Raw genomic sequence first — 19,372 nt, 5'->3', positions numbered from 1 at the left:
GCGAGGGGGGAAGGCCGTTCGAGTCGCTACTCCTGAAAAAAGTCGGGTCGTCAGCTCGCCGGGAGAGACGGGTAAGCATGGGGGCGGGGCCTCGGTCGCCTGCGGCCAACGTGCCCTCCGAAAGCCCACGACTCGCATCAGCCTTGATGGTTGGAGAAGCGGCTTGCCCGTCCTCCGCCGGCGCGTCGGAAAAAATCCACACGCACGCAAACTCGCGACCTAGGGTTCAAGTGTCCGGGCGAGTTGGTCCCGGACCTCACGCCTTTCCCACCTACCTCGGCGATATCGCGAGGGCGGATCTCCATCCGTCGCGCGGCCGGCTCGGGGCGTGAGTTTCGGCTCTTCCCGCCGCCATCGACCCCGACTGGAGCCCGCCGCCATGCGCCGACGGTCCGTCCGCTTTGCGCCCGCATGGGCTATCGACCCCCTGGAAATTCGCCTGACCCCCAGCGCCCTGTTCAGCGTCGCGGCGATGGAGAGCGTCACTGCGGTCGCGACCGTCGACGAGACCATCGCCGTCAGTTACGGCGACGACGACCCGGACGTCCCGGATCCCGATCCGACCGATCCGAGCTATCCCACGCCGCCCCCCGAGGAAGACCCGGGGCCGTTCCCCGGTAGTCCCCCGCCGCCGGTCTTCCCGGAACCTCCCATCGGCGGCCCGATTGGCCCCGGTTGAACGACGCCGTTCAACCCGGTGGTCAGCCCCGCACGCGGCCCCCAGCCGACGACGTCTGGACGTCGGCCGCGTGCGGGGTAACTCAATTCGACTCGACGGAATTCGTCCGGGCCGCGGCGATCCGCTCCATGTGGTCGCGGCCCCAGTCGCAGAGGGGCTTCAAGGCGACGCTCAGCGATACGCCGAACTCGGTCAGGGAATACTCCACCCGCGGCGGGATTTCGTGGAAGTCTCGGCGGTCGACGATGCCGTCGGCCTCCATCTCGCGGAGTTGCTGGATCAGCATCTTCTCGCTGATCCCCGTCACCAGCCGGCGCAGCTCGCCGAACCGCCGCGGGCCCTCCGCCAGCCGCCACAGCACCACCGGCTTCCACTTCCCCCCCACCACCGCCAGCGCGGCTTCCAGCCCGCAGCCGTAAGACATTCGCGGCTTCATCGTCGCCCCCTCTCTCCGGTACTTACCAAAAGGTTGGTACTTGCCCGGATGAAAGTCGATTCTATCATGCTCACCGTTCCGAGGGGTATGGGAGATTCAAGCCGAGGGGGGGATGTCATGGGGAAGCTCGACGGCAAGGTGGCAGTGGTGACGGGGGCGTCGAAGGGGATCGGCGCGGAGATCGCCCGGGAGTTGGCGGCGGCGGGGGCCGCGGTGGTGGTGAATTACGCCTCCAGCAAGGCGGGGGCGGACAAGGTCGTCGCCGACATTGAGGCGAAGGGGGGGAAGGCGACGGCCGTGCAAGCGGACCTCTCCGAGCCCGAGCAGGTCGCGAAGCTATTTGCCGCCGCGAAGAAGGCTTATGGCCGGCTCGACGTCCTGGTGAACAACGCCGGGGTCTACGAGTTCGCTCCGCTGGAGGAGATCACGCTGGAGCACTTCCGCAAACAGTTCGACCTGAACGTCCTGGGGCTGATCCTGGCCACCAAGGAGGCCGCGCGGCTGTTCGGCGACGAAGGAGGAAGCGTGATCAACATCAGCTCCGTGGCGGCGAAGGCCGCAATGCCGGCGGCCTCGGTCTACAGCGCGACCAAGGCGGCCGTCGACGCCGTAACGCGGTCGCTGGCCAAGGAGCTGGGCCCGAAGAAGATCCGGGTCAACTCCATCAACCCCGGCATGGTGGAGACGGAAGGCGTCCACGCCGCGGGGATCTCCGAGAGCGATTTCCGCAAGCAGTACGAGGCGCAGACGGCGCTCGGCCGCATCGGCCAGCCGTCCGACATCGCCCCCGCCGCCGTCTTCCTCGCCTCGACCGACTCCGGATGGATCACCGGCGAGACGTTTTACATCTCCGGTGGATTCAGTTGATGTGGTGATCCCTGAATCGGAGTGCCAGGGCTGACGGCGGTCGAGGGGGACGACCGCCGTCGGTTTCGCGTCCGAAGCACGGCAATCAGATCGCTGGGCACCATGACCACGGCAAGTGTCACGCGGCATCACGTTTGTCCGCCGGAGGCGACACGTGGTAGTCCACTGTGTGGGAAAGGCAGTGAAAGGCTACTGATGAACATGGATGAACGCTGATGGGAATCCAGGAAGCGAGAAGGAGACTGAACAGCCTCCTCTTCATCTGCGTTCATCCGATTCATCTGTGGCCGTTTCCCGGCTGAAGTCGCGAACCGCGAGCGACCCACCAATTCTCCAGAGCGATTTCGATACCCCTGGCGGACAACCGCGATGTCGCGTGCCGGTATCGAATCGCGGCAATCGCCTGCGAGGTCTTGATCCCCTCCGAGGGGTCGTGCCCAATCTCGACGCCGGCCTTCGAGGCCGCCAGCGGTTCGTCCATGGTCTCGAAGGCGCAACCGACGAGGATCGCCCGCATCGCCCATCCAGGCCCTCTTTCATCCGATCCTGCAGGAGCGAACGAGAGTGACGCCACCAACAACCGATGGCGGTTTCCTGGCGCCTTTCTTTCAAAGAAAGCCCGAAGCCGCCATGCTGCATGAAATCTTTTAATGGATCAATATTGGTCGATTGTGTGGATTTTCAAGGGGCGCTAGACTGCGGACTCCTAATTCGATCGTTTGGAAGATCGATGGGAAGTTCTCGCAACAGCTCTTAAGGCACCCTTTGATGACTCGTTTTGCACCGTGCGCCGCCTTTCTTCTGCTCCTGGCCGGCGCGACCTCGACCGCTTCCGCCGAATTCGTCACGGCCGCCTTCAGCTACAGGTTCGCCGACGGCCAAGTGCTGAGCGGTACCGTCCAGGGGATCTACAATCCGTTGAACTCCGGCCAGTTGATCAACCTGACGAATCTGCACGCGACCTATTCCGGCCGACCAGGGGTCGAGCTCACCTTTCTTCATCCCTCCATACCGAGCTTTATCGCGCTTGACGGCCGTTCTTACGTCTCCTTCAGCGGGTTCGTGGCGTACGCCGGCACTGTGGAGGAGCAGCCCAATTTCGGGTTCTCGATCTACTCGGGTCCTTCCGATGTGATTAACTCGGCCACGATCGGCACGTTTTCAACTTCGCAGAACTCCTACGGAGTGCCGGACCCGAGCGATGCCGACGAGGCCGAGACCTTCGCGAGGAGCCGGTTCTCCGCGCAGGTCGTCCCCGAGCCGGCCTCGATCTCGATGGCGGCGATGGCCCTGGTTTCGACGGCCCTCCTCGCGGTCCGTCGCAGGAACGCAGCCGGCCGCTGCGGCTGATCGCGACGCCTTCGCCGATCCCATGCCCGCGGCGATCGCGGGCATGGTCGCCGCCGTCATACGACAAGCCTCACTCGCGGGTCGATTTCCGGTACGACTGCCAGCGCCGCGAATTGACCGTCATGAGGGGCGCGGTCCAAGGATCGCCTTCGCCGGAGGAAGCGGCGGTGAGTCGCTCCTCCATCTCGTCTCCGTCGATGCGAATCCGCAGTTGATGACGCGGCGACGCGATCGGTTCCCCGGGGAAGTTCGATGTGGGACGCCGTTCGAGCAGCCGCCAGCCGTTGCGCTCCGTGATCTTCTCCGCGGAGCCCTCGCCCCGCTCCGTGTATCCGGCCGACTGGAGGATCGCCTTGGAGTCCTCAACCGAGAGCGGCTCGACGCGATCCTCCTCGATCCGGTGCAGCAGATAGTCGGGTTGTCCGAGTGACGGCGTCTCCACGAGGAAGAGGCCCTGGGGGATTTTCAGTACATCCTCGATCCAGAGGAGGTGATGCCGGCCGGCTGTCGGCCTGAGGAGCGTCTTCCTCACGGACCCGTCGCTCCCCACGTCGAACCGATAGAGCGACACCGGAATGCTGTACCCATTCGGCGACCGGATGAGCCCCGGCCGGTAGGTCATCAGATCGACCTCAACGAAGGCGACGACGCCTCGCTCGGTCTCGAAGACCTGCATCGCGCCGATGTGATGCCAGTATGTGGTCGGTCGGCCGATCCCTATGAAGAAGTGGCCGAAAGCCGCGAGCCCGACGATCCACGCCAGGCACCCCAGGCGGCGACGTCGCACCCCGGCGCGAGGCGCGGCCGTCGAGGAGAACGGCGATGATTCGTCGTCTTGCATCGCACCTGACCGCCTATACGGGCTTTGCGGAACTCGCGGGCTGAACGACCACCGCCTGGAAGCCGGTGGGTTCGGCAGTCGCTCGCTCGACGCTCTCCAAACGACGAACGCGTTCAACGTACTGGAAGTTTTCGCCTGGAAGAAGGCGAGGGTTCTTGGATCTCAGAACTCGGACAAGAAAGTGGGATCGGCCGACGCCGCTCGCGACAATACTCCGCGGGGAAGGACGAGACGACTCGGGCCTTGCGGGGAATCCACCTTGGCCAGCGGACGATCCGGCGGAGACTTGCACCGGCTCCCCGACCTCTTCCACGCGGGGACGGCGGTCGGTCGGCGCGACCACGAGCTTCTGGAGCGATTCACCAGCCGAGTCGGTACGGACGACGAGGTCGCCGAGGCGGCCTTCGCCGTCCTGGTGGACCGGCACGGACCGATGGTCCTCCGAACCTGCCGCTCTGTGCTCGGCGACCGCGATCGGGCCGACGACGCCTTCCAGGCGACGTTCCTGGTCCTGGCGAGCCGGGCGCGGACGGTCCGTCGCGAGGGGTCGGTCGGAGCCTGGCTGCACGGGGTCGCCCTACGCGTGGCCGCAAACTCCCGCTCCAGCGAAGCCCGGCGGCGGCGTCATGAGCGAAACTACGCGGAGACCTCCAGCCCGTCCAGCGGATGCGCTGAGGGCGGGTTCGACGACCAGGACGCCGTGATCCACGAGGAGATCGGCCGGCTGCCGGACCAGTATCGCTCGGCGGTCGTCCTCTGCTACCTCCAGGGGCTCACCCACGACCAGGCGGCCGAGCGACTGGGATGGCCGGTCGGCACGGTGAAGCGGCGGCTGGCCTGGGCCCGCGACCGCCTCCGCGTCCGGTTGACTCACCGGGGCGTTGAGCCTCCCGGCCTGGAGACGGCCCGGACACCGGACCCGACCGCCGCCCTGATCCCGACCGCGCTGGCGGAGGCCACGGTCCGCGGGGCCTCGTTCATCGCTCTGGGGAAGGCTGCGCCGGCCGGGATGGTCCCGGCCCAGGCCCTCCTGCTGATGGAAGGAGTTCTGAAGGCCATGACGACTCGTTCCGCGATCCTGACCGCCTCGCTCGTCGCCGCGGGCTTCGCGACCGCCGGCTTCGGCGTCGCGGCCATCTCCGCGCCGGGGGCCGGCAGCCAACCCGCGGCGCAGCAGCCGGCGACGCCCCCGCCGGCCGCCCCCAAGCCGATCCTCCGTCTCCCGGCGGAGCCTTCCCCCGAAGCAAGGGCGACGGCCCTTAAACGCTCCGAGGAGAACGTCCGCAAGCTCGTGGACGGGTACGAGACGGAAACCAACGCTCTTCGCGAGGCCCTCCAGAAGGCGACGACCCCGGAGGAACGCCAGGCCTTGTTCCAGAAGCGTGCGAACCCGGCCGCCGTCGCCGGAGCCCTGCTCTACGAGGCGGAGACGACCCCCGGGACGCCGGCCGCCGAGGAGGCCCTTTTCTGGATCGTCACCCACCTCCCCGCCGGCTCGATGGCGGAGACAGCCAAGGACGTCATCGCCCGGGACCACGCCGCGAGCGAAAAGATCGGGTCCCTCCTCACCCCTCGCCACATCGGCATGTCCGGTTCCAGGGCCACCGAGCGGCTGCTCCGCGCGATCCTGGACAGGAACCCGGGTCGAGAGATCCGGGCCGAGACCTGCCTGCAACTGGCCCGCTTCCTGGACGGCCAGTCGTCCGACGCCCGGATGCTGCGGTTCTACGACCCCGCGCAGTTCGGGGAGTTGGCCTCGACGATCCAGAAGGAGGCGTGGGGCCGGGATTACCCCGAGAGGATTCAGAGGATGGACCCGGACGCCCTGAAGCGCGAGTCCGAGGCACTCTATGAACGGGCGGCCCGGGAGTTCGGCGACGTGCCGCTCCCCCACCCGTTGCCTCAACTGACCGGCGACCTCTTGCTCCCGGGGCGGCCGACGACGATCGGAGAGGTGGCGAAGGCTTACCTGCACGAATCGCGGGACCTCGGCGTCGGCTGCCTCGCCCCCGAGATCGAGGGAGTCGACCTGGAAGGCCGGCCGATGAAGCTGAGCGATTATCGGGGGAAGGTCGTGCTCCTCTACTTCTGTGCGAGCGACCAGATCCGCCCCTCCAACGGCGACCGTCCGGCCCCCGTCACGGAGGGAATCCGCCGGGTGGCCGACCAGCACGCCAAGGACGCATTCGCCCTCCTGGGCGTATCGACCGCCAGCGTGAACGCCCCCGTCGACCGCGAGACCTTCAAGGAGTACGTCAAGTCCAGCGGCCTGCCCGCACGCTTCTGGTGGGATCTCGGACCAGACGATGCGCCCGGGCCGATCCAGAAGGCCTGGAACGCCCGCATGGGCCTGTACGTCCTGGATCACCGAGGCGTGATCCGCCTCAAGGAGAACCCGCCCGGCCTCGTCGAATACGTCGTGGCGACCCTCCTGAAGGAGAAGGAAGCCGAGGACGCCCGCCCCGCGCCCAGGCGCTGAACCGCTCCCCAGATTTCCCATTCCCCGGCCGGTGGAGTCTTGCCCCCCGAACCGGCAGGCGATACCATGTGTCCGTACGTCACACCCGCACCCGTAGCTCAATTGGATAGAGCATCGGTCTACGGAACCGAAGGTTAGAGGTTCGAATCCTCTCGGGTGTATTGACTTACGTCGAATTCCTTCCGCCGTTGCTCCAACCTTTGTCCGGCTACACTGGCCGCAGTTGGTCGTAAGACCAGATGGTTTCAACGGTTCAGCCAGAATCCTTCGTCCGAGTTTGGCCTGGCCGGGCGTTGATTTGCGTCGTGGGTGTCTGCTACCTCGCCGTCATCATGCTCAACTTGGGTTCGGACGGTGGTCAGGAATCCGCGCTTTTCTATGGCCCAATCGGATTCCTGGTCACCTTCCCGATCCTAATCTTGATTGGGAAACTGGTTGCGGCGTGTCTTGGCAAGCTGGCAACCCTGTCGACGAGTTCACGTCGCGCGATCGTTGTGGTACCGGCCGTCCTGCTATCAGGACTGTTGGCCTATGATACGCACCTCAATCGAAACCCGCTGAGGAAGTTCGAGCGACATATCGTCTCGCCGGCCCCGCCGAGCCTCCGTCTCGTATCAGCGTACACCTACAGTGGCTTTAACTATCGGGATTGGGCGTTCCATTTCTTTGTCGAACCGGCCGACCTTTCGAAGCTCCTCGCGAGCCGGCCGTATCGTCACGAGAGCGATCCCGCAGGTTTCGGTCTGGAGCAGATTCGTGACAACGGGAGTCGGCGTCCGGGTTACCCGATCCCGCCTCCAGAATTCAAAGCGATCCACCGTTACCGATTTCACGGCGAGAATGGTCGGCTCGGTCATACGTTGACACTCTATGGGGATGCCACTCAGACCGAGTTCTTCGCTTATGGATATGCCAAGTAATCAATAAAATCGATTCAAGACGTCGCCGAATTTGAATCAATCCAAGGGTGTGCAGCAATTGCAAATATTAATTCAATGCTAGCAAATCTGCTTCGACGGGTCACTGTCCGAGTTCTGTCCGAGAATCCATTGCAAACCACACGATAGCTTGTAAATTGTGGAGGTCGGCAATCGCCAGACACTGGAAGCGTCTCGTGCGAAAATCGCTATTCGGACAAGGTTTACGTCTCGTCGGCTGACGACGATTAAAGGATCGGCATTGGCCTACGGAACCGAAGGTTAGAGGTTCGAATCCTCTCGGGTGTACTCTGCGTATCATACGCTGATAGCTAGACTTACCTTATCTGCCAGATTTGGCAGAGCGGCCCAATCAAACCCAAGAAAGCCGGTCCTCTACCGGTTGGGGGCCGTTTCATACCCGCCTTGAATTCCCGCCTGCCGTCCTACCGGCACCACAAGTCTCGCTGCCGCGCGGCGGACCGAGGAAACCAAGGAGGTCGTCGTTGAGGGCGTCGAGTCGCTGAGGCTCGACTTCGCGATCCTGACTCAAGGCGCGGGGTTCCTCGCGCTCCGCGGCCGATCGAGGGGCCCCAGCCGGAAGGGATTGGATCGGCGGCTTTCAAGCTTGTACGCCGCCGGGCCGAACGACTTCGCTGTCGTGTCGGGGCAAGGCGAGAGCGCTGTCCTTTCCGTCGATCGGCGAAGTTCTTCCCCCGATCATGATATAGGCCAATAGCGAGAGGCCGAGCCCCAGTGCGAGGAAGGTCTTGGCGAGACCCGGAGCCTCGCTGGGTGAGATGAACGCCTCGATCGCGCCAGCGATCAGGAGCAAAGGGAAGATTCCGACGATGATTCGGACGGAGGTGCGGCCCTTCAGCCAAAGCTCGTCCCGCCGACTGTAACGGCCGGGAAAGAGTAATGCGTCGGCCATGAGGAACCCCGCGCCGGCGCTGATCCAGATGGCGGGCAACTCCAGCGAGCCGTGGCCGACGACGAACTCCGCCAGCGGCCCGAGCATCCCCGCGCGGAGGCACGCCGCCGCGATCGCCCCCAGCATGACCCCGTTGAAGATCATCAGCCACATGGTGCCGATCCCGAAGGTCAGCCCAGACGCCCACGCCAGCAGCGAGACGTTGATGTTGTTCACCGCAATGTGCGACCCCGAGCTGGGCGCGGTCTTGGTCAGCGACTCGGTCCACAGGTGTTTGGCGGCGATGGCCTCGCGCATCGGCGGGCTGATGAAGAACCGCTCCAGGGCCGGGTTCTGCGCCGTGAGGAAGAATCCCACGACCGCCGCGATCCAGAAAGCGGCCGTGGCGAGCAAGATCGGCCCAGCCGCGGCGCGGACGCTCGTCGGCCAACCTCGCCGCCAGAAATCCATCCAACCACTTGACCTGGCGCGTTCGGATTGATAGAGGATGCTGTGCGCCTGACCGACGAGCCGACCGAGTTCCTTGGCGATCGGATGTTCGGGATACTGCATGCGGGCGTACGCCAGGTCCGCGACAGCCTCTCGATAGAGCGTGCTGCCTTCGCGGAAGGTTTCCAGCGGCACCCGCGCCAGCGACAATCGGCGAGCCTGGTCCAGAAAGGCCTGAAGGCGAGCCCAGGAATCTTTTCGCGAGCGGATGAACTCATGAACGATCATGGAACGCACCTGGGCCAACGTGTCCTGACGGTTCGGACCCCGGAAAACATCGAACTGACCTACGCACTCGCGGGCCCGGGGAGCCGCGCCGCCGCATACATGATCGACTTCTTCGCCATGTTCGTCGTCGGGCAGATCGCGTTCAACCTGGTGTTTGCAGGCCTGGCGGTGGTGCTCAACAGTCTGGGCGAAGGCCACGAGGCGTGGATCACCGCCATCGGCCTCCTCCTGGGGTTCGGCCTCTACAACGGCTATTTCATCTTCCTTGAGTGGCTCTGGAACGGCCAGACGCTCGGCAAGCGAATCCTCCACGTACGAGTCGTCCGGCGGGGCGGGTACGCGTTGCGCTTCTTCGACACGCTGCTGCGGAACCTGCTCCGCGTGATCGACTTCCTACCGTTCTTCTACGGCGTCGGCCTCGCCAGCATGCTGCTCACGCGAGACAGCCAGCGGTTGGGCGACCTCGTCGCCGGGACGCTCGTGGTGTATCAGGAGCCAATCGAGACCGAGTCGCTTCTGCCGGAGCTTCCCGCTGGAGCGGAGACCGAGGCGCCGCTCCCCGCCGAGGCTCTGGCCGCGGTGCCCGGAGAGATCGTCGGCCTCGTCGGGATGTACCTACGGTCGAGAGAGGAGATGGTCCCGCGGCCTCGGCAGGAGATCGCCGCCGAACTCGCCGACTTGATCCGCGAGGCGAGCGGTCTCGAGCCCCGTCCAGGACAGGGGCTCGAGACGTTCCTGGTCTCGATCGTCAGACAAGCCGAGCCATCTGTTCCGTCGTCATTCCCACCTCACGAGGAGGTTGGGTTCCTTTCTTGAGCAGCCGACGGGCGACGTCGGCGCGGGCCTTGGCCAGCTTCTTCGGCGAGTCCACCACGCGGGTCTTCGCCCAGCGGTCGCCGACTCGCCTGAGCAGCGGATCGCGATACGGGACGATGACGTCGTACAGGTTGAAGAACGGGATGAGCTGGCTCAGCCAGCGGACGAATCCCTGCCCGTAGGAGAGCGGCGAGACGCCGTCGGCCGACCGTACGACGCGCAGGCCCATGGCCCGCTTGCCCAGGCTGGCTCCACCGAAGAGCGCGTCGCGGAAGAAGAGCAACAACACCCCGAGCAACTGGACGAGGTTGATGACGACGCCCGCCGTCCTGGGTTCGACGCCTGAAGCGGTCAACACCACGAAAGCGACGATGAGCGGTACGTAGACGATCAGGGTGGTGTCCAGGATCAGCGCGACGATCCGGCGGTTGTAGTTGCTCGACTGGCAGCGCCGGCACTGGAAAAACGCCTTTTTGAAGGGTTTCATCCGGCACTTGTCGCAGTAGGGGGCGTGGCAGCGGACGCAAACGAGGGTCGCCGGCCGGTTGTGGCGGGCGCACGGGGCCGAACCTTCCGCCAACGCCAGGCGCTCCCGAGTCTTGCGCGGCCAAACGTCTTCCAGGCGGTCTCCGACGCTTCCCTTGGCCTGGTCGAAGGGGAGCTGATCGCGAAGCTCCGCCTGATCCGCGAGCGGCCTGGTCTCGGGTTGGGTGCAGTGCCGGACCAGGGTGTTCGGCGTGATCGTCCCGTCTTCGAGCCACTGGCCGAGGGTCTTGCGGGATACCGGCCCGTACGTTTCTTCGTCGGCTGATTCGATGTACCAGCCGATCTCGTACGGATCGATTCCCGCTTCCTTGATGGGATGTTCGGCGACCTGGCTCATCTTGGTCTCCTTTGTTGGCGGACGGGCCTACCCTACAGAATCGAGATATTATGAACCGAGAACCACACACATGCAAGCAGCCTGAAGACTGGCCTGGCCATATCCGGCGGCGGAGAGAGCCTGGGTGCTTGCAAGCCCTGGCCTGATCATTAAACTACATCTGCGGCGCGAAGGATGCGCCGCCAGTCCGCCCGGATCTTGCGTTGCGAGGGCATCGTGCCTCATGGCTGCTCCTAAGACCTCGATGTGGCGTCGGGTTTTCGTTCAGATCGATTGCGCGTTCTGGTGCATTCACGACCATCTCGACGTTCTTGGGTGGTTGGCCCTGCCGACGCTGGCAACTCTGATCACGTCGGGCGTCCTGATCGTCCAGATATGGCGGAACTGGGACATTCCCGTTGGGTTGAACGTCCTGCTCGGCTGGCTGGTCATCCCCTTCCTGGCTCTGATGGTTTTCACGGTCCTTCCCCTGCCCTGCGCGGTCTTCGCCTGGAAGCTCGCCGACGGGGAGACGGCCTCGGTTGGGGAGTGCTTCGCCTGGTGCGGCCGGAAGTTCTGGCGATTGGCGATCGTCCTGTTCAAGCTGTCGTTCTTCTTCCTGGGCTCGCTGCTGCTGATGGGCCTGCCGCTGCTGGCGATCTGGCCGAGGTCTTGCCTGGCCCCGCTGGTCGTCCTCTTCGAGAAGGATCGCCGGGTCTTCCGGAGGACCCAGAAGCTGATCCGCGAGGACATGAGCGTGACGCTCATGGGCATGCTCTACCTTTGCATGGGCCTCGTCCTGGGGGGGTTCGTGGCGCTCCCCAGGCTGCTCGTGGCGACGCCCGCGCTCGGCTCCCACCTGCTGGACTCCGAGTGGCGTCGGGTGATCGGCGAGTACCTCTGGATCTTTGAGACCTTCACGATCGCCGCGCTGCTGACGGCCGTCGCCGTGGCCTGGTGGATCTCGCTGACCCTCGTCTATCACGACATCCGCGCGGTTCGCGAGGGTGAGGACCTCCGGAGGCGGATCGCCGCCTATCGCGCCAAGGCGTCGGTCTGACGAACATCGGTCTGGATCAAAGGAGCTTGGCCGATGCCGGCCTCGGCGGCGATCTCGAACCTGACGGCCCTCGTCTCGGCCATCGTGCAAGCGCCGGCCGACGCCGACCCGGCGCGCCTGGCCCGAGAGGTGATGGGCGGCTCCGACTTCTGGTGGAAGCAACTGAAGCCGGGGACGACGCCCGAAGCGCCGTGGCTCAAGAAGCTCGGCGCCGCGATGCTGGACGTCCTCATCCGGATTCTGGAAGCCGTGGGGAGCGTGATCGGCTGGTTCTTCCGCCTCTTCGGCCGCTTCACCGGGACCGGGGGCTCGGGTGGATCGGTGCTGGTGTGGATCGTCGCCGGCGCGATCATCGCCTGGGCGATGTGGAAGCTCATCCCACTGTTCTTCCGCGGCAGCGGCGGCGCTCCCCCAATCGCCCGCGCCGACGCCCTCGCGCTGGAAACCCTGGCCGCGGCCTCCGACCTGCGCGAGCAGGCGGCGCACGCGCTGGCCTCGGGCCGACACGCCGAGGCGATCCGCCTGGCCTTGCTCGCCCTGATCGCGGCGCTGGAGCAGCAGGGCCTGCTTCGCTACGACACGACCCGCACCAACCGCGAGTATCGCGCGGAGCTGCGGCCGCGTCCGGACCTGGCCGAACGGTTCGGTCGGCTGGCGGTGATCTACGAACGGGTCTGGTACGGCCGGGAACCGGCCGCGCGCGAACAGGCGGAAGAGTCGATCCGCCTTTGCGCCCTGGCCATCGACGGAGAGGCGGTCAGCCCTGGATAAGCCCAAGTGGCGAGGATGGTCGTTGCTGATCTTGCTGCTCCTGGGTCTGCTCGCCCTGGGGATGCTCGGGGACCGCCTCCGGGTCTCGTACCGGACGGCCCTGACGGGATGCGCCTACGACAACGGGACGGGCGGGGCCTCCGGCCTGTACCGGTGGTGCGATCGCATGGGCCTGCCCGCCACCCTGCTGGACGTTCCAACGATCGAGGCGTTCGAGGGGTCTCCCTCTCCGTCGGGGAACGTCGTGATCACGATGGGGGACGGGTCGTGGTCTCCCTCGGACGAAGAGATGGAGGCCGACGCCTGGCTGCCGATCCGCGCCTGGCTGGAGCGCGGCAACACGCTGATCATCGTGACCTCGGACCCCGATGAGCTGCCGAAGCCGGTCCGGAACAACCTTCTGGCGGGCAAGCTTCGGGTGATCGACCCCGCGGACTCGTCCAAGCGGCCGATCTCCGCCGCGCTTCGCGGGGAAGGTCTGGTGGACAACCGCCCCGAGACCGTCGAGGCTCCCACGGTCGGCGATGGGTCGCTGACCGTCGAGGCCAAGGGCCCGCGTTGGGCGGCGAAGAGTACGGCCGACGAGGCGGTGGAGAGCGGCTGGCGGCTCGCGGGAGACGCCAAGGGGGGCGTCCTGTACCGCATTCCCGTCGGACGGGGGTCGTGCTACATCCTGCTCGACGCCTTCGCATGGACGAACGCCGGGCTCGACGCCGGCGAGAACGCCCAGGTTCTGGCGTCGATCCTTGACCGGGAGATCGACGAGGGGACGGTCGCGATCGACGAGTATCGCCACGGGCACGGTCGCGCGGAGTCCTTCCTGACCTACCTCGTGGGTCTGCCCGGAGCGCCGGCTTTCCTGTGGCTTGCACTGGCATGGGCCCTCCTGTACTACTATGGCCGTAACGTCCGGCTCAGGCCGGCTGAGAGGTATGAACTGCAGGAGCGAAGGACGGCCCAGGAATACATCGACGCGGTCGCCCAGATCCACGAACGGGCGCGAGCCGCGCCCATCGCCGTCGAGGCGGTCGCCGCAAGGCTCCGCCAACTCGTCAGGTCCTCGTCCGGCGGCGACCCCGCCGCCGAGGCGCTCCTCAAGGAAGCCGACGCCTACGTCGAGTCCGGACGCCGGCCCTCGTCCCCGCACGAGGCCGTCCGCCTGGTGACCAGGCTGGTCCAGTTACGAAAGCGACTCTATGGAACTCGAACGGTTTCATGAACACGCCACGCGCCTGAAGGACGGCCTCCGCAGGGTCTTCTTCGGCCAGGACGAAGTCATCGAGCAACTGCTGGCGACCGTCTACGCCGGCGGCCACGTTCTGCTCGAAGGCGTCCCCGGGCTGGGCAAGACGCTGCTGGCGAAAGGGCTGGCGCGGCTCTTCGACGCGGACTTCCAGCGCATCCAGTTCACGCCGGACATGATGCCGGCCGACATCCTGGGAACCGAGGTCTTTCAACTGGCCTCCCAGTCCTTCCAGCTCCGGAAAGGGCCGGTTTTCACGACGTTCCTGCTGGCCGACGAGATCAACCGCTCCCCACCCAAAACCCAGGCCGGCCTCCTGGAAGTGATGGAGGAGCGCGCCGTGTCGCTCGGCGCCCAGCGACACCCCCTGCCGCCGCTCTTCACCGTTCTGGCGACCCAGAACCCGATCGAGTACGAGGGGACCTATCCACTCCCCGAGGCGCAGGTCGACCGCTTCATGACCAAGATCGTGCTCCGCTACCCGTCCCTGGAAGAGGAGCTGCAAGTCCTTCAGGCCTATAACAGCGGCCAGGACCTGCACCGCGCGGCCCAGTCCGAATTGACTCCGGTGACGACTCCGGACGAGGTGGCGGCCGTCCGCAGGGAGTTGGTGGGGATCAAGATCTCGCCGGAAGTCCTGCGCTACCTGGGCGAGGTGGTGCGGGCGACCCGGACCTCGCCCCAGATTCAGGTGGGGGCGAGCCCTCGGGCAGCCGTGCACCTGCTGTTGATGACCAAGGCCCGCGCCGCGATGGAGGGCCGCGAATTCGCGACGCCCGACGACGTGAAGGCCGTCGCGCCGGCGGTCCTGCGGCATCGGCTGCTGCTCACGCCCGAGGCCCATGTGGCGGCCGAGACGCCTGACCGCGTCCTCTCTCGTTCGCTGGCCCAGGTCGAGGTCCCCCGCTGACGCCATGATCATTCCCTCCCGACGCATGATGTGGCTGACGGCGATCCCGCTCGTCGTGATTCTCGGCGGTCGTGGGGCGCCGGCGGCCGTCGGCGCGGCGTGGACGATCATGGGGATGCTGGCGGCGGCCTTCATCGCGGACGGCTTGCTCGCCCGCCGCCTGCCGATCCGCCTCACTCGACGAGCGCCCGACCAGCTCCACGTCGGCCAGACCGACCGCGTGGCCTGGACCGTCGAGAACCGCCTGGGCGCCCCGGTCCGGTTGATCCTCGCCGACCAACCTCCCGAGGGGGCCCGGGCGACGCCGCTTGTGCTTGAGGTCGAGGCCCCGCCCCGCTCCCGCACAACCCACGAGTACGAGATCGTCCCCACGCTTCGCGGCCCCACGGCGTTCGGTGATCTGAACTACCGCGCGCTTGGGCCCCTGGGAATCGCCTGGGCGCAGCGCCGTCTGCCGGCCGGCCACTCGCTCCGCTGCATGCCCCAGCTCGCCAACGCGAGGGCCGCGGAACTCGCCGAGCGTCGGGCGCTTCTCAGGCAGGCGGGCAGCCACCGATTCCGCTGGCGAGGAACGGGGACCTCCTTCGAATCGCTCCGCGAGTACAGCACTCAGGACGACATCCGATGGGTCGACTGGAAGGCGACCGCGCGGTTGAACCGCCCGATCAGCCGGAATTTCGAGGTCGAACGCCACCAGCAGGTGGTCGTCCTCGTCGATTCCAGCCGCGCCATGACGACCTACTGCGGCCACAGGACGAAGTTCGACGCCATGCTCGAAGCCGCCGTCCTGCTGACTCGCACCGCTCTGGGACAGGGCGACGACCTGGGCCTGATGGTCTTCGCGGACAAGGTCGACCTGTACCTCCACCCTCGTCGCGAGCGTACCCAGTTGAACGCGGTGATCGAGGGGCTCTATGCGAGAGAGCCTCGCCTGGTGGAGCCGAACTTCGAACTCGCCCTGACCCTCGCCGCGAAACGCAGCTCGCGCCGGACGCTCTTCATCCTGCTCACCGACGTCACGGTCGTCGAGGCGGCCCGACGCATGCTTCTCTACTCGAAGGTGCTGACCCGCCGTCACCTGTTTCTCGTCGTGACCATCGCCGACGAGACCCTTGAAGACAACGAACTGCACGAGCCGCACGACGCCGCCGAGCTTTACCGCGTGGGCGTCGCGGCCGGCCTCATGCAGGAGCGCACCATTCTCCTTGAAGAGCTGCGCCGTTCCGGCGTGGAGGTTCTGGACTCGCGAGCCGATCAGGTCGCCCCGCGCGCCATCGAACGCTACCTCGATCTCAAACGTCGGAATATGCTGTAACAATCCGATCGCCCTCGTTGCGGGGCTTTCGCAGAGAATCCAGACCGTCGGAGGCGTCGCATGGACTCTTCCACTGATCGGGGCCGACGCTGCGGCCGTTGGATTTGGATCGGGCTGATTTCGGTTGGGCTCGCCGCGACGGCCGCGCGGGGTCAGGAGGCCGACCGCGCGGTGGACAAGGGGCTCGACGAGATCTCGCGGTTGTTCGGCGTCGGCAGGAATCTGAACGCGGCCGTGAAGAAGCTGGGCGGGAAGGTCGCCTACAGTTCCGGCCAGCCCGTCGCCGTCGACCTCGCCGGCACGAAGACCGCCGACGCCGACCTGACCGCGCTCAAGGACGAGATTCAGGGCGTCACCACGATCAAGACCCTGGACCTCTCCGGGACGAAGGTCACCGACGCCGGGCTCGCCCATCTCAAGGGGCTCAACGAGTTGACGATGGTTCGGCTGGCGCGGACCAGGGTCACGGACGACGGGGTCGCCGCGCTCCTCCGCGACCTGCCGAGCGCGCGGGTCTCCCGACGCCCCCGCAACCTCCAGTATTTCCCCAGCGGGATCGGCCTCAGCCGATACCTCGCCAACTGGTACGCCGAGGACCTGTTCGCGATGGAGGAGCCCTCGCTCTGGTCGCTCTCGCAGAGGGATCCGAGGGTGGTCGTCTACCGCTTCCTCTGGAGCCCGAGCTTCCACAGCCCGGTCGCCGTCCGAGTCGTCGCGACCGACGAAGGGGCGACCCTCTACGCGGCCCGGCTCGAACCGCGCCGCGGCGACCTTGGGGGCAAACCGACCTCGCGACGGACCATCAAGCTCTCGCGCACCCAATGGGCCGACCTCAGACGCCAGGTCGATGAGGCCGGCCTCTGGTCGCTGCCGTCGATGATGTGGACCAACGGCATCGCCGACGGCGCGGGGTACCTCGTCGAGGCCGTCGAGGGAGGTCGATACCACCTCGTCGACGCCAACACCAACCCCCGCCCCAACGAACGCCAACGCCGCTACCTGGCCCTCTGCGAGTCCCTGGTGCGACTCTCCGGCCTCGACGTCATGGATCTCTGGAAGCGCTACCTCTGACGGCCCCGCCGGCTTCGTTCGCCCGGCGCGACGACCAAAGCCGATCGACGCAAACCGATAATCCGCATTGACTTGAACATCGAAACCGCCCTCCGCGGCTTGGCTTCGATCGTCCGGTTTACTGACGCTCCCCGCCCAACCCCGCCGGCTTCGCTCGCGACGGCCGACGACCGAACCCAATCGACGCAAGCCTTGACTGTGCATCGAATTGGGCATTGAAAACCGGACCTAACGGCGGGTTTGTTCGACCATTTTCGCGACACTCCCCGCCCAACCCCGCCGACGAAAGGCAGCCCTGGGTGCCATGGCCACGCTTGTGTCACGCGACGTCAAGTTGTGCCGTCGGTTGCGTCGGGTGGTTTGCCGCGACGACGCCCGACGAGAGTAGCTCTTCTCCTCGGCATCTGAGGTTCGAGCGTCAAAATCGATAAACCGGGTGGTCCGGGCGGCTCGCCCGGACGTCGCAAGCCGTGGATCGAAGACGTCCGGGCGAGCCGCCCGGACCACCCTCTCGGTTAACCCGAAGCCTGGCAGTTGATCCCGACGTCTCTCGCGGCAAACCACCTGGCTGGTCCCCCGGCAAACCCTGACGTCGCGTGACACTTGCGTGGCCATGACCTTCGATTCCAACCCTCGATCCAGAAACGGCTTCCAGAAGGTGCTGCGGAATTCTCGCCGGATCCAGCAGACCCCGCGCCTCGCGGGGCCCTCCGATTAGATAATGGTCCAGAAAAGCCTTTGCTGGACGAGCGATCCGGCTACCGCCTCTGCAAAGCGAAGCCCGAACGCCCGTTCGACGGACGTCCTCCTGACCGAACGATCAGACCGGCCCGCTCCGTCATCATGCCGAACGAGGGGTGCCGCCCATGGGCCCGACACGCTTCCGTCCCCGCCTCACCATCCGTCGCCTGATGGTCGCCGTGGCGATCGCGGCCCTGCTGACGGCCGCCGGCCTGTGGATCGTCGAGATGAGGACCCGGTCGGCCTTCTATCGAGAGAAGGCTTACGAACTCAACATCATGACCATGCGGTCGGGAAGGGTTCAGTGGGCGAAAGACCGCAGCAGACAAGTGAACGCATACGACAATGAAAACGACTGGCGCGAAGATGAATGGGCCTGCAAACTCGCCGAGAAGTACTGGCGGCTCGCCGATCGTCCCTGGCTGCCGGTCGAACCGGACCCGCCTGTTCCCAGACCTCGGGCCCATCCCAGGTCTGCCGTCGACCTACCGGGGGACTACCCGCATTGGGGCTGGAATCGACAGCCGATTTTTCCCTGGTGGACTGTCCTCTGGACCTGGCGAACCTTTCCCGGCCAAAGTTACGGCCGCTCCCCCGCCGGCGAATGTGCAAGGCCGTACACATCCCATTCCGCTGACGGCGAGGGTGCGAGGCCTTACACATCCTTCTGACACTTCACCATTTGCGGCAGAGGCCGATGTCGACGCCTCGACGCTCTGGGACCGATGCTGAACGCCGTTTCTCGGACCAATCCGCCTTCGAGGGAGACGTCGCGTCGCCCACACCCGAAGCGAACCGCCAGCCGCTCGCGGACTTCAAAGACGCGGTCGACGTTCGCGTCGCTTGCCGTCGTCGCGTTCGAAAGTATTGAACGATTTGACTTCGCCGGTATCTTTAAGAGAGATGAAACTTCTTTCACTCTGGAGGAGCCGAGGATGCGACTGAGCGAAGCTCAAAGGCTTGGCGTCGCGGAGATCCGCCCTCATGTTCGACACCTGCCGATCGCCGAGGTCCGCCTGGACCAGAATCTGACTCCCGACCGGTTTTTCGCCGCCGAACTCAACCTCGTGGAGAGCGTGCTGAGTCCTCGGAGCGAGTACCCGCCTGTGTTCGTCCGCTGGGACGGCTTCTGCCGGGCCTATTTCGTCGTGGGAAGGCCGGCGTATTACGTCGTCGCCCGCGAGCGCGGCGAGGCGACCATCCCCTGCGTCGAGGTCGAGCCGGACGCCGTCCGGATGGCGATGTGAGGCCAAGACGGCCCGAGCCGCCCATCTTGTCCCCTCTCCCGCCGGGAGAGGGTGGCCCGAAGAGCCGGGTGAGGGTCGTCGGAGCGCAGAGGATACGTCGGGCCCGATCCGGATCC

General features: G+C 65.9%; 18 protein-coding genes and 1 tRNA gene. 15 read left to right on the top strand and 4 right to left on the bottom strand.

Annotated features, from left to right (window positions below; all coding sequences use genetic code 11):
• Nucleotides 1–379 precede the first annotated feature (379 nt).
• A complete protein-coding gene (locus tag G5C50_RS31285; RefSeq protein ID WP_165075833.1) occupies nt 380–679 on the top strand; it encodes a hypothetical protein in 300 nt (99 codons plus the stop codon).
• Nucleotides 680–761: 82 nt separating this feature from the next.
• Here G5C50_RS31285 and G5C50_RS31280 read toward each other — a convergent pair whose 3' ends face one another.
• Nucleotides 762–1,115 carry a winged helix-turn-helix transcriptional regulator gene (locus tag G5C50_RS31280; protein ID WP_165075831.1) on the bottom strand — a complete coding sequence of 118 codons (354 nt, stop codon included), beginning with the start codon at nt 1,113–1,115 and terminating at the stop codon, nt 762–764.
• Between the two features lie 117 nt (nt 1,116–1,232).
• On the opposite strand from G5C50_RS31280, the gene G5C50_RS31275 reads away from it, so the two are divergent.
• Together G5C50_RS31275 and G5C50_RS31270 are read left to right on the top strand one after the other, a co-directional pair.
• Complete coding sequence (locus tag G5C50_RS31275) at nt 1,233–1,982, top strand: SDR family NAD(P)-dependent oxidoreductase (protein WP_165075829.1); 750 nt, start codon at nt 1,233–1,235, stop codon at nt 1,980–1,982.
• 768 nt (nt 1,983–2,750) lie between these two features.
• Nucleotides 2,751–3,332: a PEP-CTERM sorting domain-containing protein gene (locus G5C50_RS31270; protein ID WP_165075827.1), complete on the top strand. Its 582-nt coding sequence runs from the start codon at nt 2,751–2,753 to the stop codon at nt 3,330–3,332.
• Nucleotides 3,333–3,402: 70 nt separating this feature from the next.
• Here the strand turns inward: G5C50_RS31270 and G5C50_RS31265 are convergent, their stop codons facing one another.
• Nucleotides 3,403–4,173 carry a hypothetical protein gene (locus tag G5C50_RS31265; RefSeq protein WP_165075825.1) on the bottom strand — a complete coding sequence of 257 codons (771 nt, stop codon included), beginning with the start codon at nt 4,171–4,173 and terminating at the stop codon, nt 3,403–3,405.
• 259 nt (nt 4,174–4,432) lie between these two features.
• On the opposite strand from G5C50_RS31265, the gene G5C50_RS31260 reads away from it, so the two are divergent.
• From G5C50_RS31260 to G5C50_RS31250, 3 genes are all read left to right on the top strand, one after another.
• Nucleotides 4,433–6,652, top strand: a complete 2,220-nt coding sequence (locus tag G5C50_RS31260; RefSeq protein ID WP_165075823.1) for a sigma-70 family RNA polymerase sigma factor — start codon at nt 4,433–4,435, stop codon at nt 6,650–6,652.
• 87 nt (nt 6,653–6,739) lie between these two features.
• Nucleotides 6,740–6,813: transfer RNA gene (locus G5C50_RS31255), tRNA-Arg, on the top strand.
• A 144-nt stretch (nt 6,814–6,957) separates the two neighbouring features.
• Nucleotides 6,958–7,572: a hypothetical protein gene (locus G5C50_RS31250; RefSeq protein ID WP_165075821.1), complete on the top strand. Its 615-nt coding sequence runs from the start codon at nt 6,958–6,960 to the stop codon at nt 7,570–7,572.
• A gap of 619 nt (nt 7,573–8,191) precedes the next feature.
• On the opposite strand, the gene G5C50_RS31245 is transcribed toward G5C50_RS31250, so the two are convergent.
• Entirely contained in the window at nt 8,192–9,220 is a 1,029-nt protein-coding gene (locus tag G5C50_RS31245; protein ID WP_165075818.1) for a stage II sporulation protein M, read from the bottom strand.
• Between G5C50_RS31245 and G5C50_RS31240 the strand changes: the two genes are divergently transcribed.
• On the top strand, nt 9,209–10,036 hold the full coding sequence (locus G5C50_RS31240) for an RDD family protein (protein ID WP_165075816.1): 828 nt from the start codon (nt 9,209–9,211) through the stop codon (nt 10,034–10,036). The two genes, G5C50_RS31245 and G5C50_RS31240, sit on opposite strands and share 12 nt — an antisense overlap.
• On the opposite strand, the gene G5C50_RS31235 is transcribed toward G5C50_RS31240, so the two are convergent.
• Nucleotides 9,969–10,919 carry an RDD family protein gene (locus G5C50_RS31235; protein WP_165075813.1) on the bottom strand — a complete coding sequence of 317 codons (951 nt, stop codon included), beginning with the start codon at nt 10,917–10,919 and terminating at the stop codon, nt 9,969–9,971. The genes G5C50_RS31240 and G5C50_RS31235 overlap by 68 nt on opposite strands.
• 223 nt (nt 10,920–11,142) lie before the next feature.
• Between G5C50_RS31235 and G5C50_RS31230 the strand changes: the two genes are divergently transcribed.
• The 8 genes from G5C50_RS31230 to G5C50_RS31195 all read left to right on the top strand — a co-directional run bounded on the left by G5C50_RS31230 (nt 11,143) and on the right by G5C50_RS31195 (nt 19,256).
• Nucleotides 11,143–11,958, top strand: coding sequence for a hypothetical protein (locus G5C50_RS31230; RefSeq protein ID WP_165075812.1), 816 nt, complete (start codon nt 11,143–11,145; stop codon nt 11,956–11,958).
• A gap of 33 nt (nt 11,959–11,991) precedes the next feature.
• Nucleotides 11,992–12,729, top strand: a complete 738-nt coding sequence (locus G5C50_RS31225; protein ID WP_165075809.1) for a DUF4129 domain-containing protein — start codon at nt 11,992–11,994, stop codon at nt 12,727–12,729.
• A gap of 22 nt (nt 12,730–12,751) precedes the next feature.
• Nucleotides 12,752–13,948 (top strand): DUF4350 domain-containing protein, encoded by a 1,197-nt coding sequence (locus tag G5C50_RS31220; RefSeq protein WP_165075807.1) that lies wholly within the window; start codon nt 12,752–12,754, stop codon nt 13,946–13,948.
• Nucleotides 13,926–14,882, top strand: coding sequence for an AAA family ATPase (locus tag G5C50_RS31215; protein WP_165075804.1), 957 nt, complete (start codon nt 13,926–13,928; stop codon nt 14,880–14,882). Before G5C50_RS31220 ends, G5C50_RS31215 begins: the two co-directional genes overlap by 23 nt.
• Nucleotides 14,883–14,886: 4 nt before the next feature.
• Nucleotides 14,887–16,197, top strand: coding sequence for a DUF58 domain-containing protein (locus tag G5C50_RS31210; protein ID WP_165075802.1), 1,311 nt, complete (start codon nt 14,887–14,889; stop codon nt 16,195–16,197).
• Between the two features lie 60 nt (nt 16,198–16,257).
• Nucleotides 16,258–17,268 carry a hypothetical protein gene (locus tag G5C50_RS31205; protein WP_165075800.1) on the top strand — a complete coding sequence of 337 codons (1,011 nt, stop codon included), beginning with the start codon at nt 16,258–16,260 and terminating at the stop codon, nt 17,266–17,268.
• 866 nt (nt 17,269–18,134) lie between these two features.
• Complete coding sequence (locus tag G5C50_RS31200; RefSeq protein ID WP_165075798.1) at nt 18,135–18,680, top strand: hypothetical protein; 546 nt, start codon at nt 18,135–18,137, stop codon at nt 18,678–18,680.
• A 264-nt stretch (nt 18,681–18,944) separates the two neighbouring features.
• On the top strand, nt 18,945–19,256 hold the full coding sequence (locus G5C50_RS31195; protein WP_165075795.1) for a hypothetical protein: 312 nt from the start codon (nt 18,945–18,947) through the stop codon (nt 19,254–19,256).
• Nucleotides 19,257–19,372: the final 116 nt, after the last annotated feature.

Source organism: Paludisphaera rhizosphaerae (assembly GCF_011065895.1).
Taxonomy (GTDB): domain Bacteria; phylum Planctomycetota; class Planctomycetia; order Isosphaerales; family Isosphaeraceae; genus Paludisphaera; species Paludisphaera rhizosphaerae.
This window is presented reverse-complemented; position numbering and strand designations above follow the sequence as displayed.

Bases quoted from the DNA above. Each gene is read 5' to 3' on its own strand.
- G5C50_RS31285 (WP_165075833.1), top strand. From the start codon at position 380: ATGCGCCGACGGTCCGTCCGCTTTGCGCCCGCATGGGCTATCGACCCC.
- G5C50_RS31280 (WP_165075831.1), bottom strand. From the start codon at position 1,115: ATGAAGCCGCGAATGTCTTACGGCTGCGGGCTGGAAGCCGCGCTGGCG.
- G5C50_RS31275 (WP_165075829.1), top strand. From the start codon at position 1,233: ATGGGGAAGCTCGACGGCAAGGTGGCAGTGGTGACGGGGGCGTCGAAG.
- G5C50_RS31270 (WP_165075827.1), top strand. From the start codon at position 2,751: ATGACTCGTTTTGCACCGTGCGCCGCCTTTCTTCTGCTCCTGGCCGGC.
- G5C50_RS31265 (WP_165075825.1), bottom strand. From the start codon at position 4,173: ATGCAAGACGACGAATCATCGCCGTTCTCCTCGACGGCCGCGCCTCGC.
- G5C50_RS31240 (WP_165075816.1), top strand. From the start codon at position 9,209: ATGAACGATCATGGAACGCACCTGGGCCAACGTGTCCTGACGGTTCGG.
- G5C50_RS31245 (WP_165075818.1), bottom strand. From the start codon at position 9,220: ATGATCGTTCATGAGTTCATCCGCTCGCGAAAAGATTCCTGGGCTCGC.
- G5C50_RS31235 (WP_165075813.1), bottom strand. From the start codon at position 10,919: ATGAGCCAGGTCGCCGAACATCCCATCAAGGAAGCGGGAATCGATCCG.
- G5C50_RS31230 (WP_165075812.1), top strand. From the start codon at position 11,143: ATGGCTGCTCCTAAGACCTCGATGTGGCGTCGGGTTTTCGTTCAGATC.
- G5C50_RS31225 (WP_165075809.1), top strand. From the start codon at position 11,992: ATGCCGGCCTCGGCGGCGATCTCGAACCTGACGGCCCTCGTCTCGGCC.
- G5C50_RS31215 (WP_165075804.1), top strand. From the start codon at position 13,926: ATGGAACTCGAACGGTTTCATGAACACGCCACGCGCCTGAAGGACGGC.
- G5C50_RS31210 (WP_165075802.1), top strand. From the start codon at position 14,887: ATGATCATTCCCTCCCGACGCATGATGTGGCTGACGGCGATCCCGCTC.
- G5C50_RS31205 (WP_165075800.1), top strand. From the start codon at position 16,258: ATGGACTCTTCCACTGATCGGGGCCGACGCTGCGGCCGTTGGATTTGG.
- G5C50_RS31200 (WP_165075798.1), top strand. From the start codon at position 18,135: ATGGGCCCGACACGCTTCCGTCCCCGCCTCACCATCCGTCGCCTGATG.
- G5C50_RS31195 (WP_165075795.1), top strand. From the start codon at position 18,945: ATGCGACTGAGCGAAGCTCAAAGGCTTGGCGTCGCGGAGATCCGCCCT.